Source organism: Vibrio gallaecicus (assembly GCF_024347495.1).
In the GTDB taxonomy this organism is placed as follows: Bacteria; Pseudomonadota; Gammaproteobacteria; order Enterobacterales; family Vibrionaceae; genus Vibrio; species Vibrio gallaecicus.
Genome location: NZ_AP025490.1, coordinates 3,007,773 through 3,029,148, shown reverse-complemented (window position 1 = coordinate 3,029,148; position 21,376 = coordinate 3,007,773). Strand labels below are relative to the sequence as shown.

Sequence of the window (21,376 nt, the reverse complement as noted above, 5' to 3'; positions counted from 1 at the left end):
GGGTAGATTAACAAAAATTACACGACTCGTGTGAAGTAGCTCACGAGAAAACTGAAATCTCTGAAGCACCGCATACTTTTAACTGAGATCTTGAGGCTCTATATCGATCGACCAGCGTACTTTTTTTGCAGTTGGTAACATATTGATAGCTGGTTTCGCACTCATTAATAACTTTTGCATTAATGAACGAGTTTGAGTTTGCAAAACTAATTGCCAGCGTGACTTTCCTGCACGTTTTGCTAAAGGTGCGGGCGTTGGCCCGAGCACCATACAAAACCCATCATAAAGTGGATGTGCTTCAAGGGTATGACGAACCTGACGTAAAAAATCTTCCACCAAATATGGATCGTTGGCTTCAGCTCTAAATAACGTCATGAAAGTATAAGGAGGCAGCATAGCCTGTTTACGTTCGGCTAAGGCAGTTTGCGCAAAGTGGTTATAGTCTTTGTGTAGTAAAGCTTGCAGCAAGCCATGCTCAGGGTGATGGGTTTGTAAGATCACTTCCCCAGGTTTACTGGCACGACCTGCACGTCCCGCGACTTGAATGAATAACTGGGCGAGTCGTTCTGAGGCTCGAAAGTCACTGCTATAAAGTGAACCATCGACATCGAGTAGGGCAACTAAAGTTACATCTGGAAAGTGGTGCCCTTTAGCGAGCATCTGCGTTCCGATAAGTATTTGGAACTCACCTTTACGTATGGATTCTAATGCTGTTTCTAAGCTGCCTTTACGGCGAGTGCTGTCTCTATCAATTCGTATTGTTTTATAGTCAGGGAATAGGTGCCCTAACTGGGTTTCCAATTGTTCGGTACCCACGCCATGTGTTACTAGTTGGGTTGAACCACAACCTTGGCAATGGTGTACAACATGCTGTTGGGAACCACAGTGGTGGCAACGCATTTCATTGCTGTTTTGATGATAAGTATAATAAGCATCACAGCGTTTACATTCTGCCGTCCAACCACATTCGTGACACATTAAAGCAGGAGAAAAACCACGGCGGTTTAAAAACAACATGACTTGGTTGCCAGACTGCAAATGACGTTGCATTTCTGCAATCAATGAAGCTGATAATCCACTTTCTAAATATTCCCCCTTCACATCCAGCACTTTGTTGGTCGTAGGAAGCGCGACCCCCGCTCGGTTGGTTAGTCTTAAATAGTGATACTTACCGGTTTGAGCGTTATGAAGGGTTTCAAATGCAGGAGTAGCAGAGCCGAGGACTACCGGTATTTGTGCTTTATGCGCACGCATTATCGCCACATCTCTAGCATGATAACGAAGGCTGTCTTGTTGCTTGTAGGATGCGTCATGTTCTTCATCAACAATGATGATACCTAGATCAGAAAAAGGGGTGAACAGTGCTGAGCGAGTGCCTATTACGATTCCTGCTATTTTATCACGGGCTGACAGCCAAGCATTAAGACGTTCAGTATCATTAAGCCCAGAGTGAATTACCTCGACAGGCACATTAAAGCGTCGTTTGAATCGGTTAATGGTTTGTGGCGTTAATCCAATTTCAGGAACAAGAACAAGCGCTTGTTTACCTTGCTCTAAAATTGGCTTAATCATGTTCAAGTAAACTTCAGTTTTCCCTGAGCCAGTGACACCTTCAAGCAAAAAGCAGCCAAAATCTGTCTGGCTATTGACGGTCGCGATAGCAATGGCTTGTTCTTCATTGAGCTTTGGCTTGTCGTGGTCGTTTTCTAGTTCTTTAGACCAAGCGATACGCATCGGCTTTTTTTCAAGAGACTCAATCCAGCCCTTTTCTTGAAGTGTTTTTAAAACCGCGCTTCCCACTTCCTCATCAATAAATTCTTGATGGGGCACGGATCCGTTTTCCAGCATTCTCATGACTTTTGCTTGCTTAACGGCACGCCCAAAACCTAGCATTAACTGATCTTTACCTTGAGGTGTCAGCTGCCATTCAACCAAGGTGGCAAAATCTGCATCTTTACCTTTACGTAAAGCAGAAGGTAATGCATTGGCGAACGTTTCCCCAAGAGGGTACTGATAAAACTGACTGCACCAAACTAACAAAGAATAAACCGAGTCAGACCAAACGGGTTGATTGTCCAACAACGCTTTAATTGGTTTGAGCTTGTCTAAGCTAAATTCGGATTCATTGACTAGAGCTGTGACTATGCCTGTTAATGTTTGACGCCCAAAAGGTACAGATACACGACCGCCAATAATAGGGAACAGGTGACTAGGTATTTTGTAGTCAAACTGCTTATCTAAAGGGACTGGTAGTGCGACACGGGCGATAGTTGGGCGCATAAAGTGACAGCTTTATTTTGAATAGGAAATGACGAAACAGTCTAAAGGATAAGCCCATGAAATTCGAGAAACAGTTTGGTATCGCTTCATAAAGGCTGTGTTTTTTAATGGCTTAGCGATGTTAGAGAAGAACTGATATTGGCTTTTAATATAGAAGGAAAAAAAGGTTGGTGAAAAATGTATCAAATCAGTTGATCCTACTTCTCAGATTCATTACTATACTGCGCCTTGAAGGTATGGCTTTGTATCCTTGTGTTACGAAGCGGTACTTTTAATTATTTTTTAACTACGTGTGGTGTCCGGCTTAGAATCGGATGGCGACACGGCCTAATTGAGGTTATCCCATGAAAGCTGGAATCCACCCAGAATACAAAGCTGTTACAGCTACTTGCTCTTGCGGCAACACATTTGAATTCAACTCTACTCTAGGTAAAGCTGGTATTCACCTAGACGTATGTGACAAATGTCACCCATTCTACACTGGTAAGCAACGTATCGTAGATACTGGCGGCCGTGTTGATCGCTTTAACAAGCGTTTCGGTGCTCTTTCTAGCAAGTAGTAATACTCGCTATATAGACATCCAAAAGGACACTTCGGTGTCCTTTTTTGTTGCCTGCCATTTAGAGATTTCAACTGTTCACTGGTCTTATTAGTAGTCAAATCTCGTTTTTTAGTGAGACTGATAGGTAAACCACCTAGGAACTTTGAAGTACATCTATTAACATGAAGAGGATTCCCCCAAATAATAATATCTTAGGAAACCTACGCTCATGTCAGACGACACTCGCCAGGCTCAATCTTCAAAAGAGCCATTATCAGCAGAAGAAAAATTATCTGCTCAAGAACAATTTCGCCAGCAAGCTCTTGATTATCATGAATTCCCTATTCCAGGTAAAATTGCCGTTGAGCTGACTAAGCCGGCAAATTCAGCTGAAGACCTTGCTTTAGCATACAGCCCAGGTGTAGCTGAGCCTGTTCGAGAAATCGCACAGAATGTTGATAACGTTTATAAGTACACAGGTAAAGGCAACATGGTTGCAGTTATCTCTAACGGTACTGCGATTTTGGGTTTAGGTAACCTTGGTCCTATCGCTTCTAAGCCTGTAATGGAAGGTAAAGCTCTTCTGTTTAAACGTTTTGCTGGTTTAGATTCTATCGATATTGAAGTAAAACACCGCACAATCGATGAGTTTGTCGACACGGTAGCGAACATCGCAGATACTTTTGGTGGCATCAATTTAGAAGATATTAAAGCACCAGACTGTTTTGAGATTGAACGTCGTCTTATCGAACGTTGTGATGTGCCTGTATTCCATGATGACCAACATGGTACTGCTATCGTAACGGCTGCAGGTATGCTGAATGCCATCGAACTTCAAGGTAAGCAGCTAGAAGAATGTAAGATTGTTTGTTTAGGTGCGGGCGCGGCGGCTGTAGCGTGTATGGAGCTACTGATTAAGTGTGGCGCTCAGCGTGAAAAAATCTACATGCTAGATCGTAAGGGTGTGATCCACACTCGCCGTGACGACCTAAACGAATACAAACAGCTTTTTGCTAACAACACAGACAAGCGAACGCTGGAAGATGTGATTGAAGGTGCTGACTTATTCTTGGGTGTATCGGGTCCTAACTTATTACCAGCAGAATCTTTGAAGCTGATGGCTGATAAGCCTGTTGTATTTGCATGCTCAAATCCAGATCCAGAAATTAAGCCAGAGCTTGCTCATGAAGTGCGTAATGACTTAATCATGGGTACAGGTCGTAGCGATTACCCGAACCAAGTTAATAATGTGCTTTGCTTTCCGTTTATCTTCCGTGGTGCGCTAGATGTGCGAGCTAGTGAAATCAACGATGAGATGAAACTGGCAGCAGTCACGGCGATTCGTGAACTAGCAAAAGAAGAAGTTCCTGCTGAAGTATTAAAAGCGGCGGGAGCTGATGCACTGACATTTGGTATGGATTACATTATTCCGAAGCCAATGGATCCACGTTTATTGCCTCGCGTAGCGAAAGCGGTAGCACAAGCTGCAGTTGAATCTGGTGTTGCTCGTATCGAGATGCCTGAAAATTATATGGCTTAATGTTACGTCTTTAGCATTGAACTCATAAAAAAGCCGAATCATGGAAGCATGATTCGGCTTTTTTGTATCTTGGTATGACAAGCTTACACTTGAAATACAGAAGTTAGTTTCAAACTATTGTCACAAGCAAATGAAAATATGAAGGGCATCGACGTGATTTATTTTTATTCTTCGTCAAACGCTTCGAATTCGATACCCATTTCTGTCATTAGTTTTTTCACTTCAGCAGGGATATCGTCTGGGCGGTCTTTACGTAGGTCTTCATCCGTAGGTAACGGTTGACCAGTGTAGGCATGAAGAAAGGCTTCACATAGCAATTCACTGTTTGTGGCATGGCGTAAGTTGTTTATCTGACGACGAGTACGTTCATCAGTTAGCACCTTTAATACTTTTAGAGGGATAGAAACCGTAATTTTCTTTACTTGTTCGCTTTTCTTTCCATGCTCAGCATATGGGCTTATGTACTCACCATTCCAATCTGCCATTGTGTACCTTCATCATTTTTGTAGTTAGATTAATTTAGAAGGTGATTTTAGCGGGATTTACCGCCATAAGCAAAGACATATGGACGTCTAGAAGTGTTGACGTCTTATGTTTATGGCAGTAAAGTGAATAACATATATCTAACACAGCTGCAAAACGCCGACAAGCAGCTGTTATATCCTGAACCCAATTTGTAAGGAAACACCTATGAGCAGCCGGAAGCCAGCCACAATTGCCGTTCGAACCGGTATTGAGTCAGACACTCAACACCATGCCGTTGTTCCACCAATTTATCTTTCGACAAATTATGGTTTTCCCGCTTTTGGTGAAGTGCCTAAATATGACTATACGAGATCGGGCAACCCGAACCGTGGGTTATTAGAAACAGCGCTCTTCGAACTGGAATCAGGAAAGGGTGCCGTTGTGACCAATTGCGGTACATCAGCATTGAACTTGTGGGTGTCTGCATTTCTAAGTGGTGACGATTTAATTGTTGCTCCACACGACTGCTACGGTGGAACGTACAGACTGTTTAATACACGTTCTCAAAAAGGGGACTTCAAAGTCCTGTTTGTTGATCAGTCGGATCAAACCGCATTAGATGCAGCGATTGCTCTCAAGCCCAAATTAATCCTACTTGAAACACCTTCTAACCCTCTAGTGCGAGTGGTCGATATCGCAGAAACGTGTCGTAAAGCAAAAGAGGTCGGAGCGTTAGTGGCTGTCGATAATACGTTTTTGACACCTGTGTTCCAAAAGCCTCTAGAGCTAGGTGCTGACTTTGTTATTCACTCCACAACTAAATACATTAACGGTCACTCAGATGTAATTGGTGGTGTGGTCATCACTAAAACGGAAGAGCATGCTGAAGAATTAGGATGGTGGGGCAACTGTATAGGCGCAACAGGTACGCCATTTGATAGCTACATGACTTTACGTGGTATTCGTACTTTAGGCGCTCGTATGCGTGTACATGAAGAAAGCTCTCGTGAAATTTTAACAGCGCTTCAGCAGCAAGATTTAGTCGGCACTATTTATCACCCAAGCTTACCTGATCACCCTGGTCATGAAATTGCCAAAAAGCAGCAGTTAGGCTTTGGTTCTATGCTGAGCTTTGAGTTCGCAGGATCTTTTGAAGCGTTGAAGTTTTTTGTTGGTGAGCTAGAGCTGTTCTCGTTGGCTGAATCTTTAGGTGGTGTTGAAAGTTTGATTTGTCATCCAGCTTCTATGACTCACCGTGCAATGGGGCAAGTTGCTTTGGCTGAAGCGGGTGTATCTCAGCAACTTCTACGTTTGTCTGTAGGTTTAGAAGACGCGGGCGATCTTATTGAAGATCTAAACCAAGCGTTTCTTAAGACACATAACTTCATCGAGAATGGGGAAGCGAGCTAATGAGTGTTTTACGCCAACTGCATAAATTTGGTGGAAGTAGTTTAGCTAACCCAGAATGCTATCAGCGAGTTGTGAATATTTTGAAAGAGTATTCAAGCGCGACTGATTTGGTTGTGGTCTCCGCTGCTGGTAAAACGACTAATCGTTTAATCGAGTTCTTAGAAGCACTAGATAAAGATGGGCGTTTAGCACATGAATGCCTACAGTCATTACGTCAATTCCAGCTGAATTTAATTGAAGAGTTGTTAGAAGGCGATCAAGCCGCTCATCATCTTGGTTTGGTTCAAGCGGAATTCACAGCATTAGGTGAATTGAATGCCCCACTGACTGAAGCGCAAAAGTCTCAAGTGCTAGGTCATGGTGAGGTCTGGTCTTCAAGGTTACTTGCTGAACTTCTTTCTCAGAATGATTTACAAGCTATCGCGCAGGACGCTCGTGAATTCTTACGAGCTGAAGCGGGAACACAGCCAGAAGTTGATCGCTCGCGCTCTTACGCTTTAATTAAAGAAGTGCTGGCGCAACATACACATTGTCGGGTTGTGATTACGGGCTTCATGGCTCAAAACTGCGAAGGCGAAACCGTTCTTTTAGGCCGTAATGGTTCAGATTACTCTGCAACGGTTATTGGTGCGTTAGCTGAAGTCGACCGAGTCACGATTTGGAGCGATGTAGCCGGCGTTTACAGTGCTGATCCAAGGCTAGTATCGGATGCGTGTTTATTGCCTTTACTTCGTTTGGATGAAGCCAGTGAATTAGCCCGACTTGCTGCTCCTGTTTTACATAGCAGAACCTTACAGCCTGTTGCTCAAAGTGCGATGGATTTAAGTTTACGTTGCAGTTATCAACCAGAATCGGGCTCCACTCAAATTGAGCGTGTATTGGCTTCCGGTCGTGGTGCGAAAATTATTACGTCTCTGGATGAAGTTTTATTGATCCAAGTGACGTTTGGTCACGGGCACGATTTTGAGCGTTTGACTACCGATGTACTCGAAGGGTTGAAGCGCGCTCAATTAGAACCGCTAGCGTATGAATTACAACCAGACCAATATTGTATTCGCTTGGCGTACACTGAAGAAATTGCTGGTGGTGCTTTAGAATACTTACAAGACCATGCGGTAGAAGGCGAGATTAAACTTAAAGAAGGCTTCTCTTTGGTGGCTGCGGTTGGAGCGGGTGTGACGAAAAACCCGAATCATTGCTATGGTTTTTACCAGCAGTTAAAAGACTCACCGGTAGAGTTTATCTCAGAGGCTTCTTCTGGGTTAAGCTTGGTTGCAGTGATGCGCAAAGCTGACACATCTATTTTAGTAAAAGGTGTCCATTCCCAATTATTCCAAGCACAGAAACGAGTTGCTATCGCACTGTGCGGGAAAGGAAACATTGGTTCGAGTTGGTTAAGTTTATTTGCAGAACAGAAAGCTGAACTAGAAAAGCGCCGTGGTATGAGCTTTGATTTAGTGGCAGTGATTGATAGTCAAACTTATTGGTTTGATGAGCAGGGCATCGACCCTAGCACTGTGCTTACTTGTTTCTCAGATGAAGCGGTAAATAATAACGGCAGTGACTGGCTTGAGCGTTTAGGCGAAATACAGGGTTATGATGAAGCGGTTGTATTAGATGTCACAGCCAGCAAATTGCTTGCTGATAAATATTTAGATATCGCTAAACAAGGGGTTCACCTGATCTCTGCAAATAAAGTGGCAGGTTCAGCATCCAGTGAATATTATCATCAAGTCCAAGATGCTTTTTCTAAAATCAGTCGCCACTGGTTATATAATGCAACAGTAGGGGCAGGGTTACCGATTAACCATACAGTTCGAGATTTACGTGAAAGTGGTGATGATATTATTGCTCTTTCAGGAATCTTCTCTGGTACTTTGTCTTGGCTGTTTCAGCAATTTGATGGCAGCGTTCCATTTAGTGAATTGGTAGATCTAGCATGGCAGCAAGGTTTAACTGAACCAGACCCTCGAGCTGATTTAGATGGATCTGATGTGATGCGTAAGCTAGTGATTTTAGCACGTGAGTCAGGGCTAGATATTGAACCTGAAAACGTGAAAGTAGAGTCTTTAGTGCCGAAGGAGCTACAAGATTTGTCTGTAGATGACTTCTTCGATAAAGCTTCGTTGCTAAGTGATGAATTGGCAGAGCGTTTAACTAAAGCTCAATCACAACAGAAAGTACTTCGTTATGTTGCTCGTCTTGAAAAAAATGGTAAAGCAACGGTAGGCGTAGAGGCTTTATCTAAAGAGCATGCGTTAGCGAACTTACTGCCATGCGATAATATTTTTGCGATCGAGAGCAAATGGTACAAAGATAATCCCTTAGTGATTCGCGGACCTGGCGCTGGTCGAGAGGTGACAGCAGGAGCAATTCAGTCCGATTTGAATCGTATGTCTAGCTTATTTTAATACCTTTAATGGTTGATTGTTCTGATTAACCAAGCCGCAATAACCCATAAATATGGCTGAAAGTAGAATTCATTTACTTTCAGCTTTTTTGTTTCTTTTCGGTGATTATCTATTCTCAAGCTCTGACCTTCTTCTTGAGCTTTACTCACGATCTACTTGAAAAAAATTCATAATGGATCAGTTGACATTAAATCGTATTCAATACATTCTGGAGACATATAGACGTCTAAACGTCGCTAAGGATTTGAAAATATTTAGTGGTTGCTTTTGCCACAGGGAGAGTAAGATGGGATATACGCACGCAGGTCATATCGACGCTTTGAATCAAAATATTGCTGAGCTTTCAGATAATATAAACGTGTCATTTGAGTTTTTTCCACCGAGTAGTGAAAAGATGGAAGAAACGCTGTGGAATTCTGTTCACCGCTTGAAAACTCTTCAACCTAAATTTGTTTCAGTAACTTATGGAGCAAACTCTGGCGAGCGTGATCGTACTCACTCTATTATTAAAGAAATCAAAAACCAGACAGGTTTGGTAGCAGCGCCACACTTAACATGTATCGATGCAAGTCGTGATGAACTGATCCAGATTGCTGACGATTACTGGGCGAATGGCATTCAGAGTATTGTTGCGCTACGTGGTGATATTCCTGAAGGTGGCGGTGCTCCTGAGATGTACGCGTCTGATTTAGTCAATTTACTGAAATCCCGTCACGACTTTGATATCTCTGTTGCAGCTTTCCCTGAAGTGCACCCTGAAGCAAAAAGTGCTCAATCTGACCTTATTAACTTGAAACGTAAAGTTGATGCCGGTGCTAACCGTGCTATTACTCAATTCTTCTTTGATGTTGAAAGCTATCTACGTTTCCGTGACCGTTGTGTGGCAGCAGGAATTGATGTTGAAATCGTACCGGGCATTTTACCAGTATCTAACTTTAAACAAGCTTCCCGTTTTGCTGCGATGAATAATGTGAAAGTACCAGGCTGGATGGCGCAGCAGTTCCAAGGCTTGGATGATGATCCAACGACTCGTCAACTTGTAGGTGCTAGCCAAGCGATTGATATGGTTCGTACTCTAAGTCGTGAAGGTGTGAAAGATTTTCACTTTTATACACTGAACCGTGCAGAAATGACTTATGCACTGTGCCATACATTAGGTGTTCGACCACAAGTGGTAGCTGTTTAATCCATATTCTTTAGATACAAAAAAGGCTTGGACTCTAAGAGTTCAAGCCTTTTATCTTTTTAGACAGTCGCTATTCAGCTAACAGCGATACAATCTGAACAGGGAAGAGCGTTATGCCATTGCACCTAGTTCAAGCAAAACCTCGTCAGCCCACACAATCCATGCCTCACGGATAAGTAGGTTACGACGCAGTGTTAAGCGCTCTAGACGAGCTTGCTTATCTAATGTCGCTGGTGTCGCGTAGTATGCTGCTTCAATTTCTTTGTAGTGAGAAACTAGCTTACGAGACTCTTCTACAAGTTCAGTCAGTTGAATACGGTATGCATCTGATGGTTGAACAGCACAAGCCATTAGCTTAGCTGAGAACTCATCACGTACTGTTGGGTGCGCAGTTGGTTGTTCAAACCATTCACCTAAAGCGCCACGACCGGCGTCGGTGATAGAATAAACTTTACGATCAGGTTTGCCTTCTTGAGGTTCAAGCACACAAGTTACTTGTTCATTTTGAGCCATTTTATTTAGCTCGCGATAAACTTGTTGGTGGCTTGCTTTCCAGAAGTAGCCAATGCTTGATGAAAACTCTTTTGTTATATCGTAACCAGTAGCATCGCGCGTACTTAAAACAGTTAAGATTACGTGTGGTAATGACATGTCTTTAATCCAAATGGTCAATAAACAGTAAACTAATGCTTAAACATCAAGTGTGCTTCTAATGGCACGATATGTTGGTATATGTCTAAGCAACACCAACGTGTTTCGTTGGTTATGTCACCTTATAAAGCCGTTTGTCACCTAGCGCGGTAAGTTTCCTTACCTAGTGCTGTGGAATATTTTGATAGGAGTGTTTTCACAGCGGAGCGGTATTATATCTAAATAATAAGCATAAAGTGGAATACATGGACAAAATAACCCAAAAAACTGATAGAAAACTCAATAGTGGTTATTTTACAAAATAAAAAGGTCGCACGTGGCGACCTTTTGTCTTTATTTTAGTGTTAATCACTGGCTATCCGGTATTTCGCATACCTGCTGCAATACCTGCAATCGTCACCATTAGGGCTTCTTCTAGCTCTGGCGGTGGAGTTTCACATTTTCTAGTTCGGTATAACAACTCAGCTTGAAGCATGTTTAGTGGCTCAACGTAGATATTACGAAGGCGTATTGATTCAAGACCCCATGGGTCGCTTTGCATCAAGTTTTCGTTATTCTCAACGTTCAATACTGCTTTAATGTCTTTTTGCAGTTGTTCACGAAGCAATTCACCAAGAGGTAGTAGTGACTCATCAACAAGTCGTTGATCGTAATACTTCGCGATTTCTAAATTGCACTTAGAATAAACCATCTCTAGCATACCTAAACGCGTAGAAAAGAATGGCCATTCGCGACACATCTCTTCTAAAAGAGCTTGATGGCCTTGGTCTACTGAATATTGAATCGCTTCACCAGCACCTAGCCATGCGGGTAGAACCAAGCGGTTTTGGCTCCAAGAGAATATCCAAGGGATCGCACGTAAGCTTTCAACTCCACCGTTAGGGTTACGTTTTGCTGGTCGAGAGCCAAGAGGCAGTTTACCTAGCTCTAACTCAGGCGTAGCTTGGCGGAAGTAAGGAACAAACTTTTCTTCACCACGAACAACATTACGGTAAGCTTCACAAGACACTTCTGAAAGCACATTCATCAGATCGCGCCATTCTTGTTTTGGCTCTGGTGGTGGCAGAAGATTCGCTTCTAAAATAGCACTAGCGTATATATTAAAGCTGTTAACGGCTACTTCAGGTAACCCCAGCTTAAAGCGGATCATTTCACCTTGTTCCGTTACGCGTAACCCGCCTTTTAAGCTTTGAGGTGGCTGAGAAAGTAGGGCAGCATGCGCAGGAGCGCCACCACGACCAACTGTTCCGCCACGACCATGGAATAATGTCAGTTCAATACCTTCGTCTTCACACACTTTAACCAGCTTATCCATTGCGTCATATTGAGCCCAGCCTGCAGACATCACACCAGCATCTTTTGCAGAATCAGAGTAACCAATCATGACCATTTGATGGTTTTGGATAAAGCCTCGGTATAAGTCGATGCCCATTAGTTGCTTGATAACGGCTTCAGAGTTATTTAAGTCATCTAAAGTTTCAAACAACGGACATACGTCCATGCGATAAGGACAGCCAGACTCTTGAAGAAGTAGGTGAACCGCCAGTACATCAGACGCAGTACGAGCCATTGAAATAACGTAAGCACCGAAAGCTTCACGAGGTTGAGCTGCAATAATCTTACAGGTGTCTAAAACCTCTTTAACTTGTTCTGATGGTTCCCATTCTCGTGGAAGAAGAGGGCGTTTAGAACTTAATTCATTGGTTAAGAAAGCAATTTTGTCTTGCTCACTCCATTGGTCATAATCACCAATGCCAAGGTAACGAGTCAGTTCAGAAAGAACATCAGAGTGACGCGTACTTTCTTGGCGAACATCTAAGCGAACTAGATGTACTCCAAATGCTTTAATTCGACGTAGGGTATCAAGTAGTGAACCATCTGCGATAACACCCATGCCGCACTCATGCAGAGATTGGTAGCAGGCGTGAAGAGGAACCCAAAGCTGATCAATGTTTTGTAATGTCGGCTTTTTAGGAACGTCAGCGTGATGAATCTCAGCATCTAACACTTCAAGCGTATCACCAAGAAGAGTACGCAGACCTTTTAGGATGGCACGATAAGCTTCGTGTTCATCGCCAGCTAATGCACGAACGGTGTCATTGCACTTTGTCATTGATAATTCAGTGATCAGTTCATTGACATCACCTAAATAGAGATCAGCGGCTTTCCAGCGAGATAAACGAAGTACTTCTTTGGTAATGGTATGAGTGACAAATGGGTTTCCGTCACGGTCACCACCCATCCAAGAAGAAAAGTGCACAGGGCGAGCATCAATAGGTAGACCTTCGCCAAAGTAGCCTTTAACGCGCTCATCCATATCACGTAGAAAATCAGGTACTGCTTCCCATAGTGAGTTTTCAACGACTGCAAAGCCCCATTTAGCTTCATCAAGCGGTGTTGGACGTTGCTGACGGATTACATCTGAGTGCCAACCTTGAGCGATTAATTGCTCTAGACGACGTTCAGTTTTAACGCGTTCTTTGTTTGATAAGTCACTTAGCTCTAGCTTCGACAAACATTCGTTAATTTTAACGAGTTTGTTGATCATCGTGCGACGAGTGATTTCGGTTGGGTGAGCCGTCAGTACGAGTTCGATATTTAAATCGCGTACTGCTTGTGCCGCATCCAACTTACTGATTTTGTTTTGGCTAAGCTTTGAAAATAAAGATTGTAGCGCGTCTGGTTCGCAAACGTGCTCTTCACAATGGCGAGAAATAGTATGGTACTGCTCTGCCATGTTTGTGAGATTTAAGAATTGGTTAAATGCGCGTGCCACAGGGGTTAGCTGTTCATTCGGCAGGTTTTTTATTTCTTCAATCAGGCTGTCACGATCAGCTTGGTTACCTGCTCTGGCTGACTTGGAAAGTTTACGTATTGTCTCTACTTTCTCTAAGATTACGTCACCATGTGCGTCTTGGATAGTGTTACCGAGCAAGCGTCCCAGCATGCTTACGTTACTCTTGAGAGCGGCGTATTTCTCGTTCATTGTCATCCTGCCTCGTAAAAAAATTACATCCATTGTTCCTTGCTAAGTACACAATCTAGCGAAAAGTGCTGTATCTAGTCAAATAAAGCATTCTAAGTTTGCAATTATTGGTTTTGGAAAATGAAGAAGTGATAAATTTGTTTTGATATAGGAATAAATTGAAATTTAATTACAACTTCTAAGTGGGAAAGGGAAAAACAGCATAAAAGCGACCTATTTGAGGATCGTTTTTATGCGAGTGATCTCTATTTTTGTTCTTAACTTAGAAACTGGTAATAACTAGAAACAATATTTACGTATTGATTTACTGAGTACATCAATTGTTGGGTCGATGAAGTCAAAACTTAAGAACTCATCAGGTTGATGGGCTTGGTCAATTGAACCTGGTCCCAGTACTAGCGTTGGGCAAAGCTCTTGCAAGAAAGGCGCTTCAGTACAGTAGTTCACGGTTTGTGATTCAATCCCACACACTGATTCCATTCCACCAATAAATGGATGGTCGTGTTGGCACTCGTACCCCGGGATTGGTTCATGCAATGGCGTTATCTCAATTCTTCCTGGCCATTTTGCTTCTACTTCTTTAAGCGCACCACGCAGCATGTTATCCAAACCATCTAGGCTGATGCCCGGTAAAGGACGAACATCATAATGCAGTTCACAACAGCCACAGATACGGTTAGCACTATCGCCTCCGTGAATATGACCAAGGTTTAGGGTGGGGCTTGGAATTGCAAAGCCGGGGTGATGGTACTCTTTAACTAACTTATCTCTCAGTTGCATTAGCGCAAACAGCACTTCATGCATAATTTCGATGGCATTAACACCTAAGGCGGGATCTGAAGAGTGACCTGACTTGCCAGTGACACGTACAGCATTGGCAACGTGTCCTTTATGACCCCGAATTGGCACTAGGCTTGTTGGCTCACCAATGATGCAGTAATCCGGTTTAAAAGGAGCACTTTCAGTAAAATGTCGAGCGCCCAGCATCGTGGTTTCTTCATCACACGTTGCCAAAACATAAAGTGGCTTGGTTTGGTTACTCCAATCCATTTTTTTTACGGCTTCATAGATGAAAGCAAAAAAGCCTTTCATATCTGTAGTGCCTAACCCATAAAAGCGGTTGTTGTGTTCTGTTAATGCATGAGGATTGAAATTCCAACGTCCTTCATCAAAAGGGACGGTATCGCTGTGTCCTGCAAGAAGTAACCCTCCTTCACCAGAGCCCATCTTGGCAATCATATTATGTTTACCTGGTTCAACTTCTATTACTTCAACGCTGAAACCCACGTCTTTGAACCATTGCGCTAGCTTTTCAATGACTTTGGCATTGCCGTGATCCCAACTTGGTTCTGTTGAGCTAATTGAATCGGTGGATATCAGGCCTTTATAGACCTCAAGAAAACTCGGTAATTGCATAATATCTTCACTTCTACTATTGACAGAAAAACCATAAGGCGGTAAAACACATATTAAATCATATTTAATGAATAAAAAATCAAATAAAGCTAAAAATTAAGTATGAATAGTCAAATTTGAAATGTAACTTACCTCAAGAATGGATGTGTTGAGATGCTGAAAACGACGATCATTGGCGCAAGCGGCTACACAGGAGCAGAACTGGCTCTAATGATAAATAGACACCCTGAGCTCACGCTATCAGGTTTATATGTCTCAGCCAATAGTGTAGACGCAGGTAAACCTATTGCGGCACTTCACGGTAAGTTAGCAGGGCTGATTGATATGCCAGTGCAACCTTTAATCAACCCAGAAGAAGTGGCAAAGCAGTCTGATGTAATTTTCTTAGCGACTGCGCATGAAGTAAGTCACGACCTAGCGCCAATCTTTCTAGAGAACGATTGCCAAGTATTCGACCTGTCGGGTGCTTTTAGAGTGAAAGGTGAAAATTTTTATCAAGAATTCTACGGTTTCGAGCATCAACATGATCAATGGCTTGATAAAGCTGCTTACGGTTTAGCTGAGTGGAATGAAGACGCTATTAAACAAGCTCAACTAGTCGCAGTAGCGGGTTGTTATCCAACGGCTTCACAGTTGGCAATCAAACCTTTGGTTGACGCTAACTTACTTGATGAAAACCAATGGCCAGTGATTAATGCGACCAGTGGAGTTACAGGTGCCGGTCGCAAAGCGAGCATGGTTAATAGCTTCTGTGAAGTGAGCTTACAGCCTTATGGTGTTTTCAATCACCGTCATCAACCTGAAATTGCTGCTCATTTAGGATGTGATGTGATTTTTACCCCGCATCTTGGAAACTTTAAGCGTGGCATTCTAGCAACCATTACGATGAAGCTGGCTGAAGGCGTGGCGACAGAGCAAATTCAGCAAGCGTTTGAGCAAGCTTATCAAGGTAAGCCAGCGGTCAGAATTCTTGAAGATAAGTTGCCAAGAATTCAAGACGTTGAAAACACGCCATTTTGCGATTTAGGGTGGAAGGTTCAAGGTCAACATATCATCGTAGTGTCTGCGATTGATAATTTGTTAAAAGGTGCATCTAGCCAAGCGATGCAGTGTTTAAATTTACGGTATGGCTTTCAGTCATTAACTGCGCTAGTGTAAGGAATCTTAATATGAGCCTTAATAATCAACCATTAATCATAAAGTTAGGCGGAGCTGCATTGTCTTCTCCTGATACGCTAACTCAGGTGTTTGGTGCTATTTCTACTTACCAACAACAAGTTCAGCGCCCAATAGTGATTGTGCATGGTGGTGGTTACCTTGTTGATGACTTAATGAGTAAGCTAAACCTTGAAACCGTAAAAAAAGAGGGGCTACGCGTGACCCCTTATGATCAAATTCCATTGATTGCCGGCGCTCTTGCAGGTACAGCGAACAAGCTACTTCAAGGGCAAGCAATTAAAGATGGTTTGAACGCTGTTGGTTTGAGCTTAGCGGATGGGGGTTTATGTAAAGTCAGCGAGCTAAACCCTGAATTGGGTGCGGTAGGTAAAGCCGAGCCGGGTGATTCAACTGTTCTACAAGCAATCCTCAATGCTGGCGCACTACCAATCATTAGCTCGATTGGTTTGACTGAGCAAGGCCAACTGATGAACGTCAATGCCGATCAAGCTGCGGTTGCTGTTGCAGGAGCGCTTGATGCTGAACTGGTACTGCTTTCTGATGTAAGTGGCGTATTAGACGGCAAAGGTCACTTGATTCCAAGTCTTAATCAGCAACAAGCCGATGACCTCATTAAAGGCAAAGTAATTACCGACGGCATGATCGTTAAGGTTCAAGCCGCACTAGAAGCCGCTAACGACCTTGGCCGACCAATTGAAGTTGCCACTTGGCGATACCCAGAGAAACTGACACAACTTTTTTCAGGTAAAAGCATCGGAACACAGTTTTTACCTCAGTAGGGCTTACAACGAGCCACTACTTAAAGAATTTAGACAAGATATTTAGAACAAGCATATAACTATTAAAGTCATTTCCAACGCTGACCGCCATGTGCAGTATGGAAACTAGGAGAAAGAAAATGAGCAAAGTTAACGTAAAGAAAGTTGTAGTAGCCTACTCTGGCGGTCTAGACACATCAGTAATCATTCCATGGTTGAAAGAGAACTATGACTGTGAAGTTGTTGCGTTTGTCGCGGATGTTGGTCAAGGCGACGAAGAGCTAATTGGCATTGAAGAGAAAGCAAAAGCTTCAGGTGCATCAGAATGTTACATCGCTGACCTTAAAGAAGAGATGGTTGCAGACTACATCTACCCAACGCTAAAAACAGGTGCTTACTACGAAGGCAAATACCTATTAGGTACTTCGATGGCTCGTCCAATTATCGCGAAAGCGCAGGTTGAAATCGCTCGTAAAGTGGGTGCAGACGCACTGTGTCACGGCTGTACTGGTAAAGGTAATGACCAAGTTCGTTTTGAGGGTGCATTTGCAGCCCTTGCTCCTGACCTACACGTAATTGCACCTTGGCGTGAATGGGATCTTGTGAGCCGTGAAGAGTGTCTCGATTACCTAGCTGAGCGTAACATTCCTTGTACAGCTTCTCTTACTAAGATTTACTCGCGTGATGCAAACGCATGGCACATTTCTACAGAAGGTGGCGTACTAGAAAATACATGGAACGCACCGGATGAAGATTGCTGGGCTTGGACTGTAGACCCAGAGCAAGCGCCAAACGAATCTGAAACAGTTACTTTAAAAGTTGAAAAAGGCGAAGTGGTAGCGGTTGATGGCGAAACAATGACGCCATACAACGCACTGGTTTACCTAAATGAGAAGGGTGCTAAGCACGGTGTTGGTCGTATCGATATCGTAGAAAACCGTCTTGTTGGTATGAAGTCTCGTGGCTGTTACGAAACTCCTGGTGGCACAATCATGATGGAAGCACTGCGTGCAGTAGAGCAACTGGTTCTTGATAAAGCGGCATTCGAATTCCGTGAAGAGCTAGGCGTTAAGGCTTCTCACCTTGTATACGACGGTCGTTGGTTCACTCCGTTATGTAAGTCAATTCTTGCAGCAACAGATGAGCTAGCACAAGACGTGAATGGTGAAGTGGTTATCAAGCTTTACAAAGGCCATGCAACGGTGACTCAGAAGCGTTCTGACAACAGCCTGTACTCAGAAGAGTTTGCAACCTTCGGTGAAGATGAAGTTTACGACCAAAGCCACGCTGAAGGCTTCATCCGTCTTTACTCGCTATCAAGCCGTATCCGTGCATTGAATAGCCAAAAGTAAAACTGAATAAAGACTTAACGTATTGCGTTAATTCTAAAGTTTGAAAATATAGATACCGAAGCCCATTTACTATTTAAATAGTGAATGGGCTTTTTTCTTGAACAATCTGTTTAGTAAATGGGCATCGGCCTTTTGTATCTAATGACATATAATTCGCATTTCACGCTGTAAAGAGTCAACGGACGATTACCTGGTGAATAAATATGTAAAAATAATGAATTAATACTTTATTTTTATTTTGAATTGCCGTAAGTTTAAACCATCAGAAAAATACTGAATCTTAATCAGAATTATTATTTGCAAAAACAGTGAGCACTGTGCAATTAGGAGATACACAATGGCATTATGGGGCGGTAGATTTACCCAAGCAGCAGACACCCGGTTCAAAGATTTTAACGATTCTCTTCGTTTTGATTACCGTCTCGCTGAGCAAGACATTGTGGGCTCAATTGCCTGGTCTAAAGCTCTTCATTCAGTCAATGTTCTAACAGAAGAAGAACAGCAAAGACTAGAGCTTGCACTGAACGAGCTAAAACTCGAAGTGATGGAAGATCCAGAGCAGATCTTACGTTCTGATGCAGAAGATATTCATAGTTGGGTGGAGCAACAACTTATCGGCAAGGTCGGTGACTTGGGTAAAAAGCTTCATACCGGCCGTTCTCGTAATGACCAAGTGGCGACAGACCTTAAACTATGGTGCCGTCAGCAAGGTAACCAATTACTGCTAGCGCTTGACCGTCTGCAAAGTCAAATGGTGAACGTTGCTTCTCAGCATCAAGAAACCGTGCTTCCTGGTTATACTCACCTTCAACGTGCTCAGCCAGTAACTTTTGCTCACTGGTGCTTGGCTTACGTTGAAATGCTTGAGCGTGATTACTCTCGCTTGAGTGATGCGATTAAACGTCTAGATACGTGTCCTTTGGGTTCTGGTGCTCTTGCTGGAACCGCTTACCCGATGGACCGTGAAGAGTTAGCTCACAACTTAGGTTTCCGTCGTGCAACTCGTAACTCTCTAGATTCAGTATCTGACCGTGATCATGTAATGGAGCTGATGTCGATTGCATCTATCTCTATGCTTCACCTTTCACGTCTCGCAGAAGATATGATTTTCTACAACTCAGGTGAATCAAATTTCATCGAGTTAGCTGATACCGTGACTTCAGGTTCATCTCTGATGCCACAAAAGAAAAACCCAGATGCACTAGAACTCATCCGTGGCAAAACTGGCCGTGTATACGGTTCATTAGCCGCAATGATGATGACGGTGAAAGCACTGCCTTTGGCTTACAACAAAGATATGCAAGAAGATAAAGAAGGTCTGTTTGACGCTTTAGACACTTGGAATGATTGTATGGAAATGGCGGCTCTTTGTTTTGACGGCATTAAAGTGAACGGCGAACGTACACTTGAAGCGGCGAAACAAGGTTACGCAAACTCTACAGAATTGGCTGATTACCTGGTAGCGAAAGGTATTCCTTTCCGTGAAGCTCACCACATTGTGGGTGTGACGGTTGTCGCTGCAATTTCGAAAGGCTGTGCACTGGAAGAATTAACCATCGCAGAGATGAAAGAGTTCTCTGAGGTGATAGAGGATGATGTTTACGACATCTTGACCATTGAATCTTGTTTAGAAAAACGTAGCGCATTGGGTGGCGTTTCCCCTAAACAAGTCGCTTATGCTGTAGACCAAGCTGAGAAGCGTTTATCGCAGCGTGACACTTCAATTGTCAAAGTACGTCCTGCTCGTTTGACCGATATAGAAGCATTAGAAGGCATGGTCGCTTACTGGGCAAACATGGGTGAAAACCTCCCTCGTTCTCGTAATGAGTTGGTGCGTGATATTGGCTCGTTTGCGGTAGCTGAGCATCATGGTGAGGTTACAGGTTGTGCATCACTTTATGTCTATGACTCTGGCTTAGCTGAAATTCGCTCGCTTGGGGTTGAAGCCGGCTGGCAAGGACAAGGGCAGGGTACTGCGATAGTGCAACACCTTGTTGATAAAGCGCGACAAATGGCAATCAAGAAAGTGTTTGTACTAACTCGTACTCCTGAATTCTTTATGAAACATGACTTCTTACCGACGTCTAAGTCATTGTTGCCAGAGAAAGTCCTCAAAGATTGTGACCAGTGCCCTCGCCAACATGCTTGTGATGAAGTTGCATTGGAAGTGAACTTGGTTGAGCAGGTTATTGCAAAAGTTAACGTTGCATAAGGTATTGATTTTATTGCACCTAAATAAAAGATTAAAAATCTGATCTTTTTTGGGAACAAATTAAGAAAAGTCCGGTCTATTAAAGTACCACTGCTTTTTCTTAGATTTATCTAAGAAAGCCCCAAAACCGATTGGTTTTGGGGCTTTTTTCTATCTGTTGTTTGGAAGTCTGTTTATTTATCTTCAATTACTTATCGGTTCGTTATTTAGTGTTTCTCTTTCTAAGAGGAAGGATTACAAATTTCATCACTAAATGAATGCTTAACAGTCCGCTAAACGCACAAGCCGCCATCATCAATGCAATGGCATTAATTGTTCTTGGATCTTCTTTGAAAAATAACCACCATATACCCCAGCTAAGAATTGATAATACTGTGAGTTGATTCATACAGCGTTGACAACGACCAAGCTTCTGCGTGATTTTTTCAGTTTTATTGCATCTAACACATGTCATATTAGGCTTAATTCGCGTTATGCTTATTACCTAAATAATAACACGTCATCGGGTTTTTAATTACGGTGACTTAAAGAGAGAAAGTTGATGATTGAGCGCCAAGAAACGAAACAACGCATGAGCCGTATTGTTAAGCACAATGGTACGATTTATTTATGTGGTCAAGTATGTGCCGATGCTACTCAAGGCATTAAAGAGCAAACTCAAACTATGCTTGATAAAGTGGAAGTTCTCCTTGAGCAAGCTGGAAGTGACAAAGAACACATGTTGTCAGCGACTATCTACATTAAGTCTATGGATGATTTTCAAGATATGAATGCTGTATGGGATGCATGGGTTCCTGAAGGTCACGCTCCTGCTCGCGCATGTGTGACGGGTGATATGGCTCGTGAAGCGCTACTCGTTGAGATTTCTGTGATTGCTGCTGAGAAGTAATATCAAAGCCAGTAAGAAACAAAAAGGAAAGCCAATGGCTTTCCTTTTTAGTATCTAAATCCTGCTAACAGATCAAATGGCTATCTGTTCTATGACCGG

The 21,376-nt window shown here is 43.0% G+C and carries 16 protein-coding genes; 10 read left to right on the top strand and 6 right to left on the bottom strand.

Annotated elements, in window-relative coordinates; all coding sequences use genetic code 11:
• Positions 1–78 precede the first annotated feature (78 nt).
• Entirely contained in the window at positions 79–2,280 is a 2,202-nt protein-coding gene (gene priA / locus OCU78_RS13270; RefSeq protein ID WP_137375072.1) for a primosomal protein N', read from the bottom strand.
• 344 nt (positions 2,281–2,624) lie between these two features.
• Between priA and rpmE the strand changes: the two genes are divergently transcribed.
• Both rpmE and OCU78_RS13260 read left to right on the top strand, forming a co-directional pair.
• On the top strand, positions 2,625–2,840 hold the full coding sequence (rpmE, locus tag OCU78_RS13265; RefSeq protein ID WP_137375073.1) for a 50S ribosomal protein L31: 216 nt from the start codon (positions 2,625–2,627) through the stop codon (positions 2,838–2,840).
• Positions 2,841–3,051: 211 nt separating this feature from the next.
• Positions 3,052–4,362 (top strand): malic enzyme-like NAD(P)-binding protein, encoded by a 1,311-nt coding sequence (locus tag OCU78_RS13260; protein ID WP_137375074.1) that lies wholly within the window; start codon positions 3,052–3,054, stop codon positions 4,360–4,362.
• 164 nt (positions 4,363–4,526) lie between these two features.
• Here OCU78_RS13260 and metJ read toward each other — a convergent pair whose 3' ends face one another.
• Entirely contained in the window at positions 4,527–4,847 is a 321-nt protein-coding gene (gene metJ / locus OCU78_RS13255; protein WP_004415993.1) for a met regulon transcriptional regulator MetJ, read from the bottom strand.
• 205 nt (positions 4,848–5,052) lie between these two features.
• On the opposite strand from metJ, the gene OCU78_RS13250 reads away from it, so the two are divergent.
• The 3 genes from OCU78_RS13250 (at position 5,053) to metF (ending at position 9,834) form a co-directional block, all read left to right on the top strand.
• Positions 5,053–6,237 (top strand): O-succinylhomoserine (thiol)-lyase, encoded by a 1,185-nt coding sequence (locus OCU78_RS13250; protein WP_137375075.1) that lies wholly within the window; start codon positions 5,053–5,055, stop codon positions 6,235–6,237.
• Positions 6,237–8,648, top strand: coding sequence for a bifunctional aspartate kinase/homoserine dehydrogenase II (locus OCU78_RS13245; RefSeq protein WP_137375076.1), 2,412 nt, complete (start codon positions 6,237–6,239; stop codon positions 8,646–8,648). Before OCU78_RS13250 ends, OCU78_RS13245 begins: the two co-directional genes overlap by 1 nt.
• 286 nt (positions 8,649–8,934) lie before the next feature.
• Positions 8,935–9,834 carry a methylenetetrahydrofolate reductase gene (gene metF, locus OCU78_RS13240; protein ID WP_137375077.1) on the top strand — a complete coding sequence of 300 codons (900 nt, stop codon included), beginning with the start codon at positions 8,935–8,937 and terminating at the stop codon, positions 9,832–9,834.
• A 111-nt stretch (positions 9,835–9,945) separates the two neighbouring features.
• Here metF and OCU78_RS13235 read toward each other — a convergent pair whose 3' ends face one another.
• From OCU78_RS13235 to argE, 3 genes are all read right to left on the bottom strand, one after another.
• Positions 9,946–10,485: a PadR family transcriptional regulator gene (locus OCU78_RS13235; protein ID WP_137375078.1), complete on the bottom strand. Its 540-nt coding sequence runs from the start codon at positions 10,483–10,485 to the stop codon at positions 9,946–9,948.
• 355 nt (positions 10,486–10,840) lie between these two features.
• Positions 10,841–13,471: a phosphoenolpyruvate carboxylase gene (gene ppc, locus OCU78_RS13230; protein WP_137375079.1), complete on the bottom strand. Its 2,631-nt coding sequence runs from the start codon at positions 13,469–13,471 to the stop codon at positions 10,841–10,843.
• A gap of 279 nt (positions 13,472–13,750) precedes the next feature.
• Complete coding sequence (gene argE / locus OCU78_RS13225; RefSeq protein ID WP_137375080.1) at positions 13,751–14,887, bottom strand: acetylornithine deacetylase; 1,137 nt, start codon at positions 14,885–14,887, stop codon at positions 13,751–13,753.
• A 153-nt stretch (positions 14,888–15,040) separates the two neighbouring features.
• Between argE and argC the strand changes: the two genes are divergently transcribed.
• From argC to argH, 4 genes are all read left to right on the top strand, one after another.
• Complete coding sequence (gene argC / locus OCU78_RS13220) at positions 15,041–16,045, top strand: N-acetyl-gamma-glutamyl-phosphate reductase (RefSeq protein WP_137375081.1); 1,005 nt, start codon at positions 15,041–15,043, stop codon at positions 16,043–16,045.
• Positions 16,046–16,056: 11 nt separating this feature from the next.
• Positions 16,057–16,845, top strand: coding sequence for an acetylglutamate kinase (gene argB / locus OCU78_RS13215; protein ID WP_137375082.1), 789 nt, complete (start codon positions 16,057–16,059; stop codon positions 16,843–16,845).
• A 119-nt stretch (positions 16,846–16,964) separates the two neighbouring features.
• The gene (locus OCU78_RS13210) at positions 16,965–18,176 is read left to right on the top strand and encodes an argininosuccinate synthase (protein WP_137375083.1); all 1,212 of its coding nucleotides are present in this window, start codon (positions 16,965–16,967) and stop codon (positions 18,174–18,176) included.
• 337 nt (positions 18,177–18,513) lie between these two features.
• Positions 18,514–20,388 (top strand): argininosuccinate lyase, encoded by a 1,875-nt coding sequence (gene argH, locus OCU78_RS13205; RefSeq protein ID WP_137375084.1) that lies wholly within the window; start codon positions 18,514–18,516, stop codon positions 20,386–20,388.
• Positions 20,389–20,590: 202 nt separating this feature from the next.
• Here argH and OCU78_RS13200 read toward each other — a convergent pair whose 3' ends face one another.
• Positions 20,591–20,842, bottom strand: coding sequence for a DUF3624 domain-containing protein (locus OCU78_RS13200; protein WP_137375085.1), 252 nt, complete (start codon positions 20,840–20,842; stop codon positions 20,591–20,593).
• A gap of 87 nt (positions 20,843–20,929) precedes the next feature.
• On the opposite strand from OCU78_RS13200, the gene OCU78_RS13195 reads away from it, so the two are divergent.
• Entirely contained in the window at positions 20,930–21,277 is a 348-nt protein-coding gene (locus OCU78_RS13195) for a RidA family protein (protein WP_137375086.1), read from the top strand.
• Positions 21,278–21,376: the final 99 nt, after the last annotated feature.